The organism is Streptomyces incanus (assembly GCF_042656345.1).
In the GTDB taxonomy this organism is placed as follows: domain Bacteria; phylum Actinomycetota; class Actinomycetes; order Streptomycetales; family Streptomycetaceae; genus Streptomyces; species Streptomyces incanus.
Window position 1 is genome coordinate 76,019 of the sequence record NZ_JBHSPC010000101.1, and the last position, 17,365, is coordinate 93,383.

The following is a 17,365-nucleotide window of genomic DNA, read 5'->3' on the forward strand; positions in this document are numbered from 1 at the left end:
CGTGCGCACGGCGGCTCCCCGCAAAGGAGCCGCTCGGCGTCAGGTTCCCTGGCTGGTGGCCTTCGCCAGGCTCGAGCTCTCCCCGGCGCCGGACTTCCCGCGCCCGGAATCGCTCCGGCCCCGGCTCCGGCCACGACCCCGGCCACGGCCGCGACCACGGCCGCCGCTCGCGTACGCGTCGAGCTCGATGGCGAGCGGCGACGCGGTCAGGACCGACGAGTACGTGCCCACCAGCATGCCGATCAGCAGGGCGAGTGCGAAGTCGGTCAGCGAGTCACCGCCCAGCAGAGCCAGCGAGGCCAGGATGAAGATCACACCGATACCGGTGTTCACCGTACGGGGCACCGTCTGCAGGACCGCCAGGTTGGTGGACTGGGCCAGGGGCGCCTTGGGATCCTTCTGCCACAGTTCCCGGACGCGGTCGAAGACCACGACGGAGTCGTTCACCGAGTAACCGACCACGGTGAGCAGTGCGGCCAGGAAGACCCCGTCGATCGGCTTGCCCAGCCACGCGAAGATGCCGGTGAGGATCACCACGTCGTGGGCCAGGGTGCTGACCGCCGCCGTACCGAACATCCAGCGGAACCGGAAGGCGAGGTACAGGAGCTGGGCGCCGAGGGCCAGGCCGAGCGCGATCAGCGCGTTGCGGCGCAGTTCGTCGCCGAGGCTCGGGCCGATCAGCTCGTCGCGGACCTTCTCCGCCCCGCCGCCGACCTCGTCGATGGCCTCGGCGACCTTGACCGCCTCGGCGTTGCTCAGCTCATCGGTGCGCACCGTCAGCCCGTTGTCCCCGGAGGACTGCACGACGGCCTGCGGGAAGCCGACGTCGGCCAGGGCCGTGCGGGCCTGGTCCGGATCGACGGTCTTGGTGGTCGAGTACTCGATCAGCCGGCCGCCGGTGAACTCGACACCGAAGTTCAGCCCGCGCACCACGATGCCGGCGCCGGTGACGATCAGCACGACGAGGGACACCGCCAGCCAGCGGCGCGGGCGGCGCATCAGCTGCGGGTCGCGACGGGTGAGGTACTCACGGACCCGCCCGATGGAGGCCAGGCCGGTGAGCTTGGGACGGCGGTGCACCCAGCGGCGCTCCACGGCGAACTCGGCCAGCACCCGCGTGATCACCAGTGCGCTGATCATGGAGGCGAGGACACCGATGGCCAGGGTGACGCCGAAGCCCTTCACCGGACCGGAGGCGAGCAGGAACAGCAGCCCCGCCGCGATGAGCGTGGTGATGTTGGAGTCGGCGATCGCGCTGAAGGCGCCCTTGAAGCCGGCGGTCAGGGCCGAGCGGCTGCTGGGCCGGTTGCGTTTGCCGTACTCCTCGCGCGCTCGTTCGAAGACCAGCACGTTGGCGTCGACGGCCATACCGATCGCCAGGACGAAACCGGCCAGACCCGGCAGGGTCAGGGTCGCGCCGAGGCCCGCGAGGGCGGCGTAGGAGATCACGCCGTAGCAGGCCAGGGCCGCGATGGCCAGGAAACCCATCAGCCGGTAGACGACGATGATGAACAGCGCGGTGAGGGCGGTGCCCAGGGCGGCGGCCCAGGCGCTCGACTCGATGGCCTCGGCGCCCAGCGTCGGGCCCACGGTCCGCTGCTCGACCGTCTCGACCGGCACCGGAAGAGCACCGCCGCTGATGAGCAGGGCGAGCTCCTTGGAATCGTCACTGGTGAAGGACCCGGTGATCTGGGTGGACCCGCCGGTGATACCGGCCCCACAGGCCACGGACGGGTCGACCTGCGGCGACGAGATGATCTTGTTGTCCAGCACGATCGCGACCCGGCGCTTGTGATCGCCCGCGGGGTTGCAGGCCGCCTCGCCGGTCAGTTTCGACCAGCCCTTGTCGTCCGCGAAGTCCACGCTGACGAGCCAGCCGGCGCCGCTCTGCTGGTCGAAGGTGGCCTCGGCGCCCTTCACGTCCTGGCCGGTGAGCGCGGCGGGGGCCAGGTGGAGCCGCTCCCCGGCCTCGTCGGCCAGCACGCGTTCGCCCTTCGGCAGCGCCTTGTCGGGGTCTGATTCGATACCGGGGCCGAGCACCGGGTGGACGGTGAGCTGCGCGGTACGGCCCAGCACCTCGGCGGCCTTCCGCGGGTCCTGCACGCCGGGCAGCTCGACGATGATCCTGTTGTCTCCGGAGCGGACGATGGTGGGCTCGGCGACACCGAGCGCGTCGATCCGGCCGCGCAGCACCTCGAGCGTGCGGTCCGTCGACTCGCCGTCGGCCTCGACGGTTTCGGTGGAACGGGTCTCCAGCACGATCTGGGTACCGCCGCGCAGGTCGAGTCCCAGGCGGATGGGTACCGTCACGGCGATGTAGATGGACATGACGATCACGGCAAGTGCGAACAACGCCCGGATACGGGCGGAACTTTTCACAGATGACTCCAGCAGTCACGCCGCGGCCGGTCTGGGGCGCGGCGGAGAGGAAGAGGGAGGGGGCTCTCATGTGCTGGAGGCTCCGGGAGGCGCCCGGCCGAGGTCCGACGGCATGTGGGCGGCGGCGGGTGACGTGTGCCCGGCCGCCGGGGCGGGCCGGGCCGGCCGCGGAGGTACGCGGGGGGTGTGCGCGGGAGTGAAGAGCAGATGGCCCGCCGGCACCGTGCGCTCCCCGGCATCGCGCTGCGGCCTCAGGGGGACGATACGGGCGGTGCAGCCGTCGTCGGTGTGCGGACGGACGTCGGACGAGTGGGTCCCGGGCGCGGCGGGGGGGTCCGGAACGGACGGCCCCGGCCCGTCGGACGCAGGGGCACCGGGCGCCGCAGGGGCGTCGTAGCCGGGTGACTGCGCCCCGGGGACGGTCCACGGGTCGTCGGTGGGGCCGAACCCCAGAGTCAGGAGTACGGCGGCCAGGGCGGCCAGGACCGCGACGGCGGGGAGCGGAAGGCGGGCGGTGCGGGAAGCGTGTCCCGGCAGGGCGGTGGTCAAGGCTCGACGAGCCCCGCGCGGATGGCGTAACGGGTCAGATCCAGGCGATCCCGCAGCCCCAGCTTGCTCAGCAGGTTCTCGCGGTGCCGCTGCACCGTCTTGATGCTGATGAAGAGCATCTCGGCGATCTCCTTCGACGAGTGTCCTTCGGCGACCAGCTTGAGCACCTCCTCCTCGCGCGGGGTCAGCAGCTGGGGTGCCTCCTCGCCGTGCTGGACCCGGTCGAGGTAGTTGCGGATCAGGGCGGTGACCGCCCCCGGGTACAGGAACGGCTCGTCCCGCATCGCGGCCCGGCAGGCGGCGACCAGATCGCGGTCGGCGACCGACTTCAGCACGTACCCGCCGGCCCCGGCCTTGAGCGCCTGGAACAGGTACTGCTCGTTGTCGTGCATCGTCAGCATCAGGATGCGCAGGCCCGGCTTCAGCGCGGACAGCTCACGGGCGGCCTGCAGACCGGTCATCCGGGGCATGGCGATGTCCAGCACCGCCAGGTCGATCTCCTGGGTGCGGGCCATGGAGACCGCCTCCGCACCGTCACCGGCCTCGGCCACGACCTCCAGGTCCGGCTCCCGGTCGAGGATCAGCCGGACGCCGCGGCGCACCAGGGCATGGTCGTCGGCGAGCAGGATCCGGATCGTGGCGGGTGGGGTCTGGTGATTCATGACTGCTTCCTGACGGCGGGCACGGCCAGCCGGATCCGGGTACCGGTCCGGGTAACGGGAGTGACGTCCAGTGTGGCCCCGATGAGCAGGGCCCGTTCACGCATGCCGCGCAGGCCGGCCCCCTCGTGGGCGGCGCCGATGCCACGGCCGTCGTCGGTCACCTCGAGGACGACACGGTCGTCGTCCCGGTACAGGCTCACCGTCGCGGAACGCGCCTCGGCATGCCGGGCGACATTGGTCAGACTCTCCTGCGCCACACGGTAGATCACCAGCTCCGTACCGTTGTCCAGAGTGGGCAGATCGGCGCCGAAACGGCGATGCACCCGCAGCCCGGTGTGCGTGGCGAACTCGGTGGCGAGCGAGGTGACCGCACTGATCAGACCGAGATCGTCCAGTACGCCCGGACGCAGTCGGCGCACCAGCCGGCGGACCTCGTCCAGACTCTCCCGGGTGATCTCCTGCACCTGCTGGATCTCGCCGCGCAGCGGAGCGGGCGACTCGTCGGCGACCCGCTTCAGGGCCAGCAGGATGGCGGTCATGCTCTGCCCGACCTCGTCGTGGAGTTCGGCGGCGATCCGGCGCCGCTCCGCCTCCTGGGCGAGCAGGGCGCGGGCGCTGCTCGCGGCGCGCTCCTTCTCCAGCCGCTCCAGCATGGCGTTGAACGTGCTGACCAGCTCGGCGACCTCCCCGCCGCCGCGCACCGGAAGCCGCTGACCGGGCCGCAGCAGGTCGACGGTGGTCATCAGCCGGGTCACCCGGCCCAGCGGGGCGAGCCCGATCCGCAGCAGGGCCGCGTTGGCGACGAGCATCACACTCATGCCGCCCACGAGGATCACCGCCTCGGTCAGCAGCACCGGCACGGACACGGTTACCGGAGCCCACAGCAGCAACGAGGTGGCCGCACCCAGCACCACCGCGTTGAGTCCGAAGATCCGCCAGTACAGGGACACGGAGGTCACGCCTTTCCTCTTTCGTCTGCCTCTACTGTCGGGCACCGCGACACCCGATGCGGCAGCGGTCCCTGATCCCGGCGAACAGTGAAACTGAAAGAGTGCACGAGCCGACGTCCTCCGGTCGATGGGCTCCGTGACCCATTTTCGCCCGGCCGGCGGGCCCATGCCTTCCTGGGTGGGTCCTCGGACCCGGCGGAGATGGGTATCGCGCCCGATGGGTTCCGGGCGGGGAAACGGCGATGGTGATGAATCGCCCATCTGCCACCCGAGGAGACTTCCGTGTCGCTCGACCTGCCCCTGACCGAATCGCGCACCGACCACCCCGCCGTGGACCAGATCCGGCAGCGCCTCGAACACGCGCGCACCACACGGGTGGCACAACTCAAGGCCCTCGACGACACCGGACAGAGCCCCGACGACCACCTGCTGGTCAACCAGCGGGACGCCATCAAGCGCGTCCTCAAGGAGATCGACGAGGCCTTCGCCCGTGTCGAGGACGGCAGCTACGGCACCTGCCTGGGCTGTTCCAAGCCCGTTCCGGCGGAGCGGCTGGAGATCCTCCCGCACACCCGGTACTGCGTCTCGTGCCAGAGCCGCGCGGCCTGACCGTACCCGTCGCCGGCCCCGCCCCGTCCGTGTTCCTCTCCCGCTCCGCCCAAAGGGGGTGCAGTGGTGACCCACCAGACGATCGACGAGCACGACGAGGTCCTCACATCCGAGGACCTCGCCCTGCTGCGTGCGAACCTGTGTGAGCAACAGGTGTTCCGCCGGGACCAGCTGCGCCAGTTCGCCGTCGATGCGGGGCCGCATCCGGGGGACCCGGGCGGACCGCCGGTCGCCGGCCAGCTCGAGGTCCAGGTAAGGCTCGCCGCGTCCGCCCGGATGGTGCTCGCCGACGTGGAGGCGGCGCTCACCCGCATGGACACCGGGGGCTACGGCGTCTGCCACCTGTGCCGCGGCCGCGTCGAGCGCGACCGGCTGCTGATCGTTCCGCAGGCCCGCTACTGCGCCCGCTGCCAGCAGGTGCGGGAGGCCGCGCGGTGACCCCGGCACACCACCGGCCGCCGGACCGGACGGAGCACATGCGTACGAGGCGCGTGCGGGCGGACAGCCCGTGTGCGGGGCACGTACGCGGGTGACCCGCCCGGCCGCCGAATTCCTCCGCCCGCGCGCTGCATCCACCGTCCCGGGCGCGCGGGCGGTGGCCGCCCTCGCCGCGGACATCCACCCCACCGGACCGCTCCCGGTGGGGCACCACGGTGCGCACCTCACCGAGGGGGTGTCGCGCGCGAAGGGCCCCGTCACCGGCGCCCGGCACATTCCGCCGGGCGCCGGTGACTCGCGTACGTGACCCGCGCCCCGACACGACCCACCCCGAAGGAGTTACGACGTGGCGGGGACCATTCCTCCCGCACAGCCGCCCCCGGGACCCCGTCTCGGCCCGCCCCCGGGCACCCGGCCGTGGCACTGGCGGTCCAACCCCCTGCGCCGCCCCACCGACCGTCTCCAGGCCCGGCTCGGCCTCGGGCTGCTGCTCGCCGTACTGGCCGTGGCGCCGGTGGCCGGCGCCGTCGTCGCGGATCTCGCCCACCGCCACTACGCGGACGCGGCCCGCCACCAGACCCTGACCCGGCACGAGACGAGCGCGACCCTCACCGAGGACGTCCCGCGCCATCCGGAGCCCGGATCCGACGAGGCGAAGCTCGCCCGTTACCCGGCCGAGGTCCGTTTCACCACCCCCGACGGGCGCACCGCCACCACCCGGGCCGAGGTCCCACCGGGTCTGTCGGCCGGCACCCCGGTGCGCATCTGGGTCACCGCCGACGGCGAGGCGAGTGAGCCGCCGCTGACGCGTGAAGAGGTCCGCAGCCGCAGCATGGGCTGTGCCCTCCTCGCCGCCGTCGGAATCGCCCTCACCGGCGCCGCCGCCCACGCCGTGACCCGCCACGCCGTGCGCCGCCGCAACCTCGCCGCATGGGAGAGGGCCTGGGCCGAGACGGCCCCCCGCTGGACGACACCCGGATGAACCGTCGCACGCGGCCGGCAGGGAGCTCACGGAACCCCGTACGCGCCTCCGGCCCCGGTGTCACCCGTGCTCGGAGGTGAGGGTCCCGACCCGGCGGAGCGTGAGGACGGTCTCCGCCGTGCGGACGCCGGGCAGCGCGCCGACCCCCTCGCTGAGGAACGTGTAGAGCTCCTCGGTGCTGCGGCACGGGGCCGAGACGACGAGGTTCGTCCGCCCTGTGACGGCGACGCACTCCCCGCCACGGAGCACTTCACCGCCACGGGCGGCTGCCTCACCCCGTATCCCCGAGGCGGTCACAGGAACGCAGGGAGAGGCAGAGGGCCGGAGCGAGGCCGGATGTGTTTTTGCAGGCTCTGCATATTTGCGTATCCTGCACGACGTGCTTAACAGGGACCCCGCAGAGGGTGGGCTTCGGGGCCGCAAGAAGCGGGAGACCCGCGCTGCTCTGGTGGCGGCCGCGGTGCGGCTGGCGGCGGAGCACGGCGCGGAGAACGTCACCGTCGACGCGATCAGCGAGGCGGTCGGTGTATCGCCCCGCACGTTCTTCAACTACTTCGACTCCCGTGACGAGGCGTTCGTGATGGTGGGCGCGGAGTCGAGCGTGCGCGTCCGGCAGGCGGTGCTCGCCGCGCCCGCCGACGTCTCCCCGCTGGTGGCGCTGCGCGACGCGCTGGCCGCGGAACTGGGAGAGGTGGAACAGCAGCACGAGCTGTGGCGGCTGTACTCCGAAGTGCTGCGCAGGTCACCGCACCTGCTCGCGCGCAGTGTCGGCGCCCACATCGAGGACGAGTTCAGCCTGGCCGAGACGCTCGCGGAGCGCATCGGCGCCGGTTCGCCGCTGTTCACCGGGGACCGTCCCCCCTTCGAAACGGCCGAGGGGCAGCTGCGGAGGCAGGCCCTGGGGCTGTATCCGAGACTGCTGGCCGCAGTGGGCACCACGGCGGTCCGCGTCGCCGTGGAGTACTGGTGCGTGCGACAGGACGAGTCCACCTTCGAGGCCGTCTTCCGGACGGTGTTCGACCACCTGGCCGCCGGACTCGCGGAACCGGGCGCGCCGGTCGCGCCGGTGGACGAAGCCTGAGCGGATCCGTTTCGCACCCGACCTTCGAACGTTTGTGAAAGAGCTGAAGTGACCTCATCATCGGCGCCCGCAGAGGCGCCACCCACCTCCATGACCAACCGGCAGATACTCCAGGCCATGTCGGGGCTGATGGCCGGCATGTTCGTCGCCATTCTGGCCGGCACCGTGGTCGCCAACGCGCTCCCGCGCATCATCGCCGACCTGGAGGCCAGCCAGTCCTCCTACACCTGGGTCATCACGGCCGAACTGCTGGCGATGACGGCGACGGTGCCCCTGTGGGGCAAGCTGTCGGACCTGTTCAACCAGAAGCTGCTGCTCCAGTTTTCCCTGTCCCTGTTCGTCGTCGGCTCGCTGCTCGCGGGCTTCTCCCAGGACGTGGGACTGCTGATCTTCAGCCGTGTGGTGCAGGGCGTCGGCGCGGGTGGACTCACGGCTCTGGCACAGATCGTGATGGCGGCCATCATCCCGCCGCGCAGGCTGGGCAAGTACGCCGGCATCTTCGGAGCCGTCTTCGCGGTCGGCACCGTGGCCGGACCGCTCATCGGCGGCGTTCTGGTGGACACGCCCTGGCTCGGCTGGCGCTGGTGCTTCTTCATCGGTGTGCCGTTCGCGCTGCTCGCCATCGCGCTGCTGCAGCGCACTCTGAAGCTGCCCACCGTCCGCCGCGAGGCGAAGATCGACTTCCTGGGCGCCTTCCTGATCGTCGCGGGTGTCTGCACCCTGCTGATCTGGGTCTCGTTCGCCGGCCGCGAGTTCGACTGGATCTCGTGGCAGACCGCCGCTCTGACCGGCGGGGGAGTGCTGCTGCTGATCGCCGCGGTCCTCGTCGAGGCGCGTGTGCCGGAGCCGATCATCCCCCTCGGCATCTTCCGCAACCGCACGGTGACGCTCACCACGGTCGCGAGTCTCCTCGTCGGTGTGGCCATGTTCGGCGGCACCGTCTTCCTCTCGCAGTACTTCCAGATCTCCCTGGGCAAGTCCCCGACCGTCGCGGGTCTGATGAGCCTGCCCATGATCCTCGGTCTGCTCGTCTCGTCGACCGTCGCCGGGCAGATCATCACTGCCACCGGCCGGTGGAAGGTGTATCTGGTCGCGGGCTCCATCATCATGACCGCGGGCCTCGGACTGCTGTCCACCATCGACACGGACACCCCCTTCGCCCTGCTCAGCGTCTACATGGCCGTCATGGGCGTCGGCGTCGGCATGCTGATGCAGAACCTGGTCCTGGCCGCGCAGAACGACGTCCCGGCGACCGAGCTGGGCGCCGCCACCTCGGTGCTGTCCTTCTTCCGGAGCATGGGTGGCACCATCGGCACCAGTGTGCTTGGGGCCATCCTCGCCAACCGGGTCGCCACCGAGATGACCAAGGGCCTGACGCAAGCGGGCATCCCGGCCGGCTCGAACGGGTCCGGCGGGGGCGGGGTGCCCGACATGACGACGCTGCCCGAGCCGATGCGGGAGATCGTGGAGCACGCCTACGGCGTCGCCACCGCGGACCTCTTCCTCGTGGCCACGCCCGTCGCGGCCCTCGCCGTGATCGCCGTGCTGTTCATCAAGGAGAAGCCGCTGAAGGACACCAGCGGCATGGAACGGCTCACCGCGGAGTCCGCGGAGTCCGCCGGTACGACGGCGTCGCCGGTCGGCGTCGGCTGAGGCGAACAACGCCCTTTGGAGCGTTAGGAGGTCTTCCGGGGAGGTGCCCGGAGGGCCTCCGCACGTGTATGCAGCGGGCCGGGCGCTGTGGACGAGAAGCGAGTCGTCCGGCTCAACCGGTCGCATGAATTCCGGGCAGCGTCTCGTCACCCGTGACCCCATCGACTTCGGTCGGGTGGGGCCCGCGGTGTGTCGCGCCTGACGCGGCAACGGGCCGTCCGGCCGGCCCTTCCCTCCCCCGGCGGCCCCTCGCGGGCCGAGTTCTCCTTCGCCGCACGGCCGTACCCACGCGCTCGGCGCGCGCCGGGCCCGCGTACGGACGACCCGCGAGATCCGGCCCGCATGCCGCCGCCCGACTCCACCCGGGGCCCATGCCCCTGCGCCGTACCGAGGATGCTCCGGGGCGGCCGTGAGGTGCCCCGGGCCCGGCCGCGCCGGAGCATTCGACGAAAGGTCATCCCGGGTGACGGCCGTCGCACCACCGCCCCCGCCGCCGTCCTCCAGCGAGTCGACGGTCGTCCACGTGGCCGTGTCCGATCCGCGGGTCGACCCCCTGCTGCGCGAACTCGGCGACGAGTACGCGACGCGCTACGGCGAGGAGGCCCATGCCGAACTCGCCCGCCACCCCGACGAGGAGTTCACGGCCCCGCTCGGCGGCGTGGCGTCGTACGGCGCCTCGTGGTCGGCGGAGGGCTGTCCGCCGGACGCCGGCCGTGGCTGTTCAGCGGCGGCCCGCTCGACGCCTCGGCCTCGGAGCGGGACATCGAGCCCGTGCCCGGCGTGAGGAAGGCCGTGGCCGCGCCGGAGGCCGGGGGGCACGTCACCGTCGGCGGGTGCCTCGAGGAGGTCGCGAAGGGATGGGTCGCCGGGGTGATGTGGGCCGGTGCACCCCAGTGACGGCTTTTGCGGAATCGGGCGGCAGGAGTGTATGCGGCTGAGGGGCACGGTGCCTGTCGGCCGCATCCTCTGCACGCGTCGGGCCCTGCCCGCCGTGCTGCCGGTCGACTTCGGTCTGGACGGCGGCGGTTCGGTCTTGCTGTGTGCTGCCGAGGCCGCGGAACCGGTTCGCGCGATCGACGGCGCGGTGGTCGCCTTCGGGGCCGACGACGGCGACGCGGCCCGGCAGGCCGGCTGGAGCGCGGTCGTCACGGGCCCGGCCACGGTGGTGACCGACCCGGCCGAGCACGAGTGCCTGGCCCGCACCGGCCCGGTCTCCCGGGCGCCCGCGGCACGGGCGGTCCTCGTCCGCATCGAGTCCGGGCCGGTCACCGGGCGTGAACTCGTCACTGGACGCGCCCTGTACGGAGTGGCCCCCACCGCCTGAACCTTTTTTGAGCTGGTCCGACCTCTTCCAGGCTCTTCCAACTGGTCCCGGAAAAAGGGCCGTTCGACCCGGAGACCGGGCCGTGCAGCCCTTCCGGTGGGGCCTGTGACGCGAGATATTGAAGGTGTAACGAGAGTCGTTCACCTACTGCGCGTCGCACACCCCTGGAGGGATGAGCATCATGGCGGTTCACGACAACTCCCCACGGCGTCCGGGATTAGGCGTCCCGTCCCTGCGCCGGGCCGGGACGGCTCCCGTGCCCGCCGAGTCGGCGGCGGCGGACACCGCGACCCGCGCGTACGTCTTCGCCGGGCTCCGGATCCTGACGGGCTTCGTCTTCCTGTGGGCGTTCCTGGACAAGACGTTCGGCCTCGGCTACGCCACCCCCTCCGGCAAGGCATGGACCGACGGCGGCTCGCCGACCCAGGGGTTCCTCAGCGGGGTTGCCGTCGGACCGATGGAGTCCGCCTTCCATGACTGGGCCGGGGCGGCGTGGGCCGACTGGCTGTTCATGCTCGGCCTGCTCGGCATCGGCGCTGCCCTGATCGCGGGCATCGGCCTGCGGCTCGCCGCGGTCGGCGGCACCCTCATGATGGCGCTGATGTGGGTCGCGGAATGGCCGCCGGCCCAGCACCTGTCGGACGGATCGCCGAGCATGTCGACGAACCCGTTCGTCGACTACCACCTGATCTACGCCGTCGTCCTGATCGCCCTCGCCGCCGCGGGCGCCGGCGTCACCTGGGGCCTGGGCAGGGTCTGGGCACGGCTCCCCTTCGTCAGCCGCAACCGTTGGCTCCTCTGACGGCTGCGGGGTCGCCTGACCTCCGACGGCCGCACGCTCCACGCACCGGGACACCTCCGCTCATCGGCGGGGGCGCCCCGGTGCCGGGACCTCCCTTCGCCGGATCCTGTGGCGCGGTTCGGGGATCAGGCGGCTCGCCGTCCCGGGCTCGCCGCCCCGAGCGGCGGAGCATGAGCTGTGCAAAGGCGCCGCTCAGGAGTCGGCCGGACTGATGCGGCGCCCCGTCAGGCTCGTGGGCCGGATCGACACCCACATCTCGCGTTCGCCCCCGGCCCACGGAGCGGTGTGGGAGTGTTCGGTCAGCCGCTGCACGTCGTCGGGGTCCGTGACCAGCCGCGCGGGGCCGACGGCGAGCACGCTCCAGCCCTGGCTCATGGCCTCGTCCACGTGGTCGACCTCGAAGGCGGTGTCCGATCCTACGGCCGCCCCGGGCACGGAGTCGGGAGCGGTCCGGAAGGCGATCACGTCATCGACGACCTCGTAGTTCACCGGGACGACCGCCGGGCCGTCCGGGGTCGACACCGCGACGCGCCCCACACCGTGGGTGGACAGCAGGATGCGGCATTCCTCGGGGCCGAGGTCCAGGAGCCGGGGGTGCGCGAGCGCGACACCCTGACCCGGAGGCATCTCGGTGCCACCGCCGCGCAGGGCCTGGACCGTGGTGTTCAGCGCCCCGGCCAGGTTGATGAGCGTCGCCAGGCTCGGGTCGGCCTGCTGTTCCTCGAGGTACGCGAGATACGCCGGCGCCATCCTGGCGCGGCGGGCCGTCTCGGCCCGGGTCATACCCTGCCGCTCGCGTTCGGTGGCCACCCGCCGGCCTAGGTCGCTGGTGTGGTGCGCGCAGGAATCGGCGCCCGCCCCGGCCGCGCCCGGTGGACGGGAGGGCTCCCGGGCGGTTTCGGGTTCGTGCCCCGGATGCAGGATGTGCGCGTCGGGCCCGGGAAACACGAGCGTCACCACCTGCGTGTCCGACCAGCGCACGTCGTACGGGGGCGTCCCGTCCTTGTGGTGGAGTCCGATGATCTCGCCGTCGCGCCGGGTGGCGCCGGTCGCCGGGCTTTCGATGACGAGTTGATCGCCGAGGTGAGCTTGCATGATCGCTGCCTTTGCTCGGATGCTCGGGGTGTGGAAGGAATGACGGGGCGGGACCGCCGGCCGCTCGCTGACGGCCGGCCCCGCCCTCGGTTCAGCCGGTGATCTCGATGCGGCGCGGCGTGGCCTTCCCGGTCTTCGGGACACGCACCGTGAGGACTCCGTTGGCCAGCTCCGCACTGATGTGCTCGATGTCGGCGTCGGGCGGCAGCGTCGTGCGGTAGTGGAACCGTCCGACGTGACGGGTGTGCCGCCGGAGCATGCCCGTGCGTTCCCGCTCCTCGATCTCGCCGTGGACGGCGAGTTCGCCGTCGCTGACCTCGACATCGATCTGGTCCTTGTCCACGCCGGCGAGCTCCAGCTCCACCACATGGGCGTCCCCGGTGTCCTCGACGTCGGCCGGCGGCGTCCACGCACCGGCCGTGCCGGCCTCGGAGAAGTCGTCGCCGGGAAAGGGGAAGGTGGAGTGCGCGAGGTGCTCCATCCGGGAGCGGAGGTCATCGAGCTCCCGGAGGACGTCCCACCCGGAGAACGAGCCCCTGCTGCGGCGTGCTGGATGCGACATGGGTCCTCCTCCTCGGCTTCTGCGACGGCAGCGCCACCCGTCGTCGACGGAGGACGGATTCGTCGCTCCGGAGCCGGGTACCCCGGTGGGCGCGGGACACCCACAAGGCTGTCGCGGCCGCTTCAGCGATGTGCCGAGGACCGTGGTCGGGCGGAGCGGCCGGCCGTGCCACCACGGAAGATGCCGCCGAGGGCATGGTGTGCGAGTTCATGGAACCGTTCCCTTCGGAATCCGGTGACGATCACGAGCGGTTTTTGCCCGGCCGGACCGCCACGCAGGAGTCGTCGGCCAGGAGTCGTCGGCGAGTCGTCGGCCATGACGGCTCCCGCCGGAACCCCTGATCCCAGGGTCCGCGGGACCGCCCGGGCGGCACGGGCCGACCGGGCGCGGAACGGCGCCGAAGGCCACTCGGCGCCGTTCCTTCGGCGCCGCGCGGCGCGGCGTGCGCGCGCCCTGTGCCTCGCGGGTCGCGCCTGTCCCCCTCGGCGGCGGCTCTTCGGGTTCGTCCGCGGCCTCGGCGGGGCCGCCCGGCGGCGGGAGGAGATTCCTTCGGGCCCGTCCACCGCGCCGGGGCGGCCGGCCGTGCCGAGACCGAGGAGCACGTGACGCTCGGCTCGGCCGCGGCATCGACACCGGCGACGGCCTCGCGGCCCTGGCCGCCCGCCCGCCCCGTCGTGCTCGAGGAGGCCGACCGTGCGGTCGCCGCGGCCGACAACCGGCTCAACCGGACCGAACAGGTCAAGCGGTACAGGCTGCCGGCCGGGGAGTGGGAGCCGGTGACCGGTGAGCCGACGCCGTCGCTGAAGACGCGCCGCCGCGTCCTCCGCGACCGGTACGCCACCGAACTGACGGAGCTCTACGCCGACCGACGGCGGCGTCGCTCCATCCGCCTCGCGCACCGAGACCCGCCCCGCACACCGATGGCAGCCCTGCCCGAACCGGTGGGGCGGTCATCGCCGTACGGCCCTCAGCGACGCCTACAGCCCGTAGCTCCTGCCGATGATGCCGCGCTGGATCTCGCTGGTGTCGCCGTAGGACGGTGGAGATCACGGTGGACCGCGGACGGCGCTCCGTCCCGTACCCGGTGGCGTAGCCGTGCCGCCCATCATCTGCAGGCACTGCAGGACGACCCGCTTGGCCGTCTCGGGGGCCTTGAGCTTGGTCATCGAGGCATCCCGGGAAAGAGCCGGTCGGGCTCGGCGTCACAGTCCGACGCCACCTCGCGCACCAGCGGCCGCGTGCACTCGATCTCCGTGGCGAGATCGGCGACGCGGTGCCGCAGCGCCTGGAAGCTCCCGGCGGGACGGCCGAACTGCTCGCGTTCACCGATGTGGGCGACCGCGTCGTCGAAGGCCCTGCGTGCCAGGCCCGGCATGGTGGCGGCCAGGAACAGCCGCTCGTGGTTCAGCCCGGCCGTCAACTGCTCCCATCCTCCGTCGACTTCCCCGACCAGCGCGTCGGCGGGCAGCCGTACGCCGGTGAGGAAGACATCGTTGACCTCCTTGCCGCCCACGGTCTCGATGCCGCGGATCTCGACACCCGGCGTGCTTGCCGGCACGTGGAACATGGTGAGTCCCTTGTGCTTGCCACCGCCCGTCCGGGCCACCAGCAGCATGCTGTCGGCGAGGTGGGCGTCGGAGATCCAGGCCTTCTGACCGTCGATCAGCCAGTTGCCGTCCGCCTGCCGTTCGGAGCCGAACCGTTCCTACGCCTTGGCGGTGATGGCGGTGGTGACGAAACCCCCTGCGGGCACCCTCCCGTAGGAGGTCACCTCGAGGAACACGCAGGCGTCGCCGAGGCCGCCGCCCGCGCCGCCGCACTCCTCGGGCAGACAGACCCCGAGCCGGCCGGGTTCGGCGAGCATGCCGTAGATCTTGAGGTTGTGCGGCTCCCGGCCGTCCGCGTCAGTGCGGCGCGCTGCTCCCGTGTCCCGCACTCGCGCTGGGCGAAGTCACGGATGGAGGCGGCGAAGTCCGACTGCTGTGCGGTGAGAAGACTTCTCCTGAGGGGCCTTTGAACGCGGTGGGATACATCGTTGGGATACATCTGTATGGAATACGTTTCAATGTCGCTCACCGGAGGTGGGCCGGTACCGTGAAAGACACCATGAAGACTTCTGCGAACGACTCCTTGATCACCCGTGCCCTCGCGCGGCCGGAGACGGAGGAAAGGCTGGCGCGGCAGATCCTCGACGCCGCCCTGGAGCAGTTCATGACCTTCGGCCTGCGTCGCTCCTCGGTGGACGACGTCGCCAAACGGGCCGGCGTCTCGCGGGTGACGGTGTACCGCCGTTTCCGGAACAAGGACGGACTGGTCGAGGCGTGCCTGCTGCGCGAGGCCAGCCGCTTCTTCCGGGAACTGGACGACGCGGTCGCTCCGTTGCCGACCATGCAGGACAGGGTCGTCGAGGGTTTCGTGGTCGCCCTGCGTCACACCAGGGCCCACCCGCTCCTCGGGGGGCTGCTGCGGCTCGAGCCCGAGGTGGTCCTGCCCTACCTGACCGTCCAGGGTGGTCCCTCCCTCGCCGTCACCACCGATTACCTGACGTCCCGTCTGCGGCGGGCCCGGCACACCGAGGGCCGCTCGGATTCCGACCTGCGGCCGGTGGCGGAGCTGATGGTGCGTGTCGCCGTCTCCTTCCTCCTCAATCCGGCCGGCTGCATCGAACTGGGCGACGAGGAGCAGGCCCGCGCCTTCGCCCGGCGCTACCTCACGCCGCTGCTCGACGCCTGACGGGGGTTGCGGGACAGGGTGGAGGCGTCGCGGCCGGCCTGGACCCCGGTGACCTTCCCGCCGCCACCGATGAGCGCGTCGGCGTTCGCGATGGGGTTGCCGCCCTTGAGCGGTTTGTCCGAGCCGGAGCGGACCGGCACCGAGATCTCTCCGACCGCCGGCACCTTCTGTTTCAGCGAGACGCACACGCCGGAGATCGCGCCGTCCTTGACGGCGACCGGCGGAACAGGCTTGGCGCCGCCGCCGTAGCCGATGGAGGACGGGAACGAGGGCAGGCCGTCCGTGGTGACCTCCTCGGCGTGCACCTTGAACGCGGTGCCGGACACCGCGAAGGAGGCGGCGATCGCGCCCTGGGCGAGGGCGATGCCCAGGGCTCCCGCGGCCAGGGCGCAGGGGGCGAACACGACGGCGCTGCGCTTCCAGCGGGTGCGGCCTTCCCCGGTGGGGAGGCCGCCGTTGCGTGCCTCTCCGTCCCTCAGGGGAGTTCCTTCACGTTGGAGTGATGGTGCGGGATGACGTGCCGGCCGGACCGTGAGAGAGTCGAAGATACAAAAACCATTGACTTGTTTCACCGGGTGCGTCAACACTCCGGACGCGACGGAGGACCGGAGGTCTCATGAGTGGCATGCCGCACACGTCCGACACCCCGACTCGCCTGCAATCAAAATCAAGTGACGTGACGTCACGCATTCGGGCGCCACGCAGGGGCGGAGCGGTCTGGCGCTACTTCGGCGACGCCCGCTCCACGCTGATGGCACCCCAGCTGCTGTTGCTGCAGGTGTCGCACCCGGTGGTCGGAGCCGGCGTCGCGGACCACAGCACCTTCCGCGCCGAACCCTGGCCCCGCCTGATCCGTACGCTCCTCTCGCTCACCACGGTCGTCTACGGAGGGCAGGAGGCCGCCACCGCCGAGGCGCGCCGTCTCATACGGGTGCACACCCCGATGAAGGGCACCGACTCGGCGGGCCGCCGCTACCACGCACTGAACCCCGAGGCCTACCACTGGGTCCACGCGACCCTCGTCAAGGGTCCCGTGGACGCCCAGCGCCTGTTCGGCAAGGGCATGACGAAGAAGGAACTGGAGGAGTACTACCGCGGGATGCGGGACGTCGGCCGCGTATGGGGCCTGAAGGACCATCACCTGCCGCCGGACTGGCCGTCCTTCGTCGAGTACTACGACGGGATGGTGGCCCAGCGCCTGGAACACAACCGGTCGGTCCAGGACGTCCTGGACGAACTCGCCCGCCCCGCCAAGCCGTTCCGCCGGCTCCCCGGCCTGCTCTGGTGGCCGTTCGCCCGGGTCGCCGCGCACTACGCCCTGCTGGTCACCGTCGGCACCCTGCCCCCCGAACTGCGGGAACGGCTGCACCTGAGCTGGAGCGGGCGGCAGGAACGCGCCCTGCGGCGCTTCGCACGACGGGTGCGCTTCCTGATGGCACTCGTACCCCCGCCGCTCAGGATCACCGTCTCCCTGGCCATCGCCTACTGGGCCACCCACCGGCCGGGCACCGACCCCGCCGCCCGGCGGCCCCTCGGAGCGTGGTGA

General features: G+C 71.7%; 18 protein-coding genes and 3 pseudogenes. 12 read left to right on the forward strand and 9 right to left on the reverse strand.

Annotated features, from left to right (window positions below; genetic code table 11):
• Positions 1 to 39: 39 nt before the first annotated feature.
• From secD to ACFP2V_RS29940, 4 genes are all read right to left on the reverse strand, one after another.
• The gene (gene secD / locus ACFP2V_RS29925; RefSeq protein ID WP_381218426.1) at positions 40 to 2,379 is read right to left on the reverse strand and encodes a protein translocase subunit SecD; all 2,340 of its coding nucleotides are present in this window, start codon (positions 2,377 to 2,379) and stop codon (positions 40 to 42) included.
• 66 nt (positions 2,380 to 2,445) lie between these two features.
• Entirely contained in the window at positions 2,446 to 2,928 is a 483-nt protein-coding gene (locus tag ACFP2V_RS29930; RefSeq protein ID WP_381218427.1) for a hypothetical protein, read from the reverse strand.
• Positions 2,925 to 3,590 carry a response regulator gene (locus ACFP2V_RS29935; protein ID WP_381218428.1) on the reverse strand — a complete coding sequence of 222 codons (666 nt, stop codon included), beginning with the start codon at positions 3,588 to 3,590 and terminating at the stop codon, positions 2,925 to 2,927. Before ACFP2V_RS29935 ends, ACFP2V_RS29930 begins: the two co-directional genes overlap by 4 nt.
• Positions 3,587 to 4,540, reverse strand: coding sequence for a HAMP domain-containing sensor histidine kinase (locus tag ACFP2V_RS29940; protein WP_381218469.1), 954 nt, complete (start codon positions 4,538 to 4,540; stop codon positions 3,587 to 3,589). The genes ACFP2V_RS29935 and ACFP2V_RS29940 overlap by 4 nt, the downstream gene beginning before the upstream one ends.
• 282 nt (positions 4,541 to 4,822) lie before the next feature.
• On the opposite strand from ACFP2V_RS29940, the gene ACFP2V_RS29945 reads away from it, so the two are divergent.
• The 4 genes from ACFP2V_RS29945 (at position 4,823) to ACFP2V_RS29960 (ending at position 6,569) form a co-directional block, all read left to right on the forward strand.
• Positions 4,823 to 5,149, forward strand: a complete 327-nt coding sequence (locus ACFP2V_RS29945) for a TraR/DksA family transcriptional regulator (protein WP_381218429.1) — start codon at positions 4,823 to 4,825, stop codon at positions 5,147 to 5,149.
• A 66-nt stretch (positions 5,150 to 5,215) separates the two neighbouring features.
• Positions 5,216 to 5,587, forward strand: coding sequence for a TraR/DksA family transcriptional regulator (locus ACFP2V_RS29950; protein WP_381218430.1), 372 nt, complete (start codon positions 5,216 to 5,218; stop codon positions 5,585 to 5,587).
• Positions 5,588 to 5,678: 91 nt separating this feature from the next.
• Entirely contained in the window at positions 5,679 to 5,894 is a 216-nt protein-coding gene (locus ACFP2V_RS29955; protein WP_381218431.1) for a hypothetical protein, read from the forward strand.
• A gap of 39 nt (positions 5,895 to 5,933) precedes the next feature.
• Positions 5,934 to 6,569 (forward strand): Rv1733c family protein, encoded by a 636-nt coding sequence (locus ACFP2V_RS29960; RefSeq protein ID WP_381218432.1) that lies wholly within the window; start codon positions 5,934 to 5,936, stop codon positions 6,567 to 6,569.
• Between the two features lie 60 nt (positions 6,570 to 6,629).
• Here ACFP2V_RS29960 and ACFP2V_RS29965 read toward each other — a convergent pair whose 3' ends face one another.
• A complete protein-coding gene (locus ACFP2V_RS29965; protein WP_381218433.1) occupies positions 6,630 to 6,818 on the reverse strand; it encodes an Lrp/AsnC ligand binding domain-containing protein in 189 nt (62 codons plus the stop codon).
• 121 nt (positions 6,819 to 6,939) lie between these two features.
• Between ACFP2V_RS29965 and ACFP2V_RS29970 the strand changes: the two genes are divergently transcribed.
• The 5 genes and pseudogenes from ACFP2V_RS29970 (at position 6,940) to ACFP2V_RS29990 (ending at position 11,429) form a co-directional block, all read left to right on the forward strand.
• On the forward strand, positions 6,940 to 7,650 hold the full coding sequence (locus ACFP2V_RS29970) for a TetR/AcrR family transcriptional regulator (RefSeq protein WP_381218470.1): 711 nt from the start codon (positions 6,940 to 6,942) through the stop codon (positions 7,648 to 7,650).
• A 90-nt stretch (positions 7,651 to 7,740) separates the two neighbouring features.
• Complete coding sequence (locus ACFP2V_RS29975) at positions 7,741 to 9,303, forward strand: MDR family MFS transporter (protein ID WP_381218434.1); 1,563 nt, start codon at positions 7,741 to 7,743, stop codon at positions 9,301 to 9,303.
• 463 nt (positions 9,304 to 9,766) lie between these two features.
• Positions 9,767 to 9,964, forward strand: a pseudogene (locus ACFP2V_RS29980) (GNAT family N-acetyltransferase); the annotation flags it as partial.
• A gap of 222 nt (positions 9,965 to 10,186) precedes the next feature.
• Positions 10,187 to 10,627 carry a pyridoxamine 5'-phosphate oxidase family protein gene (locus ACFP2V_RS29985; protein ID WP_381218435.1) on the forward strand — a complete coding sequence of 147 codons (441 nt, stop codon included), beginning with the start codon at positions 10,187 to 10,189 and terminating at the stop codon, positions 10,625 to 10,627.
• Between the two features lie 181 nt (positions 10,628 to 10,808).
• A complete protein-coding gene (locus ACFP2V_RS29990; RefSeq protein ID WP_381218471.1) occupies positions 10,809 to 11,429 on the forward strand; it encodes a hypothetical protein in 621 nt (206 codons plus the stop codon).
• Between the two features lie 192 nt (positions 11,430 to 11,621).
• Here the strand turns inward: ACFP2V_RS29990 and ACFP2V_RS29995 are convergent, their stop codons facing one another.
• Positions 11,622 to 12,524, reverse strand: a complete 903-nt coding sequence (locus tag ACFP2V_RS29995) for a DUF1918 domain-containing protein (RefSeq protein ID WP_381218436.1) — start codon at positions 12,522 to 12,524, stop codon at positions 11,622 to 11,624.
• A gap of 91 nt (positions 12,525 to 12,615) precedes the next feature.
• Complete coding sequence (locus ACFP2V_RS30000; protein WP_381218437.1) at positions 12,616 to 13,086, reverse strand: Hsp20/alpha crystallin family protein; 471 nt, start codon at positions 13,084 to 13,086, stop codon at positions 12,616 to 12,618.
• Positions 13,087 to 13,748: 662 nt separating this feature from the next.
• Between ACFP2V_RS30000 and ACFP2V_RS30005 the strand changes: the two are divergent.
• Positions 13,749 to 13,952: pseudogene (locus ACFP2V_RS30005) on the forward strand (long-chain fatty acid--CoA ligase); the annotation flags it as partial.
• A gap of 111 nt (positions 13,953 to 14,063) precedes the next feature.
• On the opposite strand, the pseudogene ACFP2V_RS30010 reads toward ACFP2V_RS30005, so the two are convergent.
• A pseudogene (locus ACFP2V_RS30010) lies at positions 14,064 to 15,132 on the reverse strand (acyl-CoA dehydrogenase family protein).
• Positions 15,133 to 15,192: 60 nt separating this feature from the next.
• Between ACFP2V_RS30010 and ACFP2V_RS30015 the strand changes: the two are divergent.
• A complete protein-coding gene (locus ACFP2V_RS30015) occupies positions 15,193 to 15,819 on the forward strand; it encodes a TetR/AcrR family transcriptional regulator (RefSeq protein ID WP_381218472.1) in 627 nt (208 codons plus the stop codon).
• Here ACFP2V_RS30015 and ACFP2V_RS30020 read toward each other — a convergent pair.
• Positions 15,792 to 16,223 carry a DUF6230 family protein gene (locus ACFP2V_RS30020; protein ID WP_381218438.1) on the reverse strand — a complete coding sequence of 144 codons (432 nt, stop codon included), beginning with the start codon at positions 16,221 to 16,223 and terminating at the stop codon, positions 15,792 to 15,794. The genes ACFP2V_RS30015 and ACFP2V_RS30020 overlap by 28 nt on opposite strands.
• 272 nt (positions 16,224 to 16,495) lie before the next feature.
• On the opposite strand from ACFP2V_RS30020, the gene ACFP2V_RS30025 reads away from it, so the two are divergent.
• Positions 16,496 to 17,365 carry an oxygenase MpaB family protein gene (locus ACFP2V_RS30025; RefSeq protein ID WP_381218439.1) on the forward strand — a complete coding sequence of 290 codons (870 nt, stop codon included), beginning with the start codon at positions 16,496 to 16,498 and terminating at the stop codon, positions 17,363 to 17,365.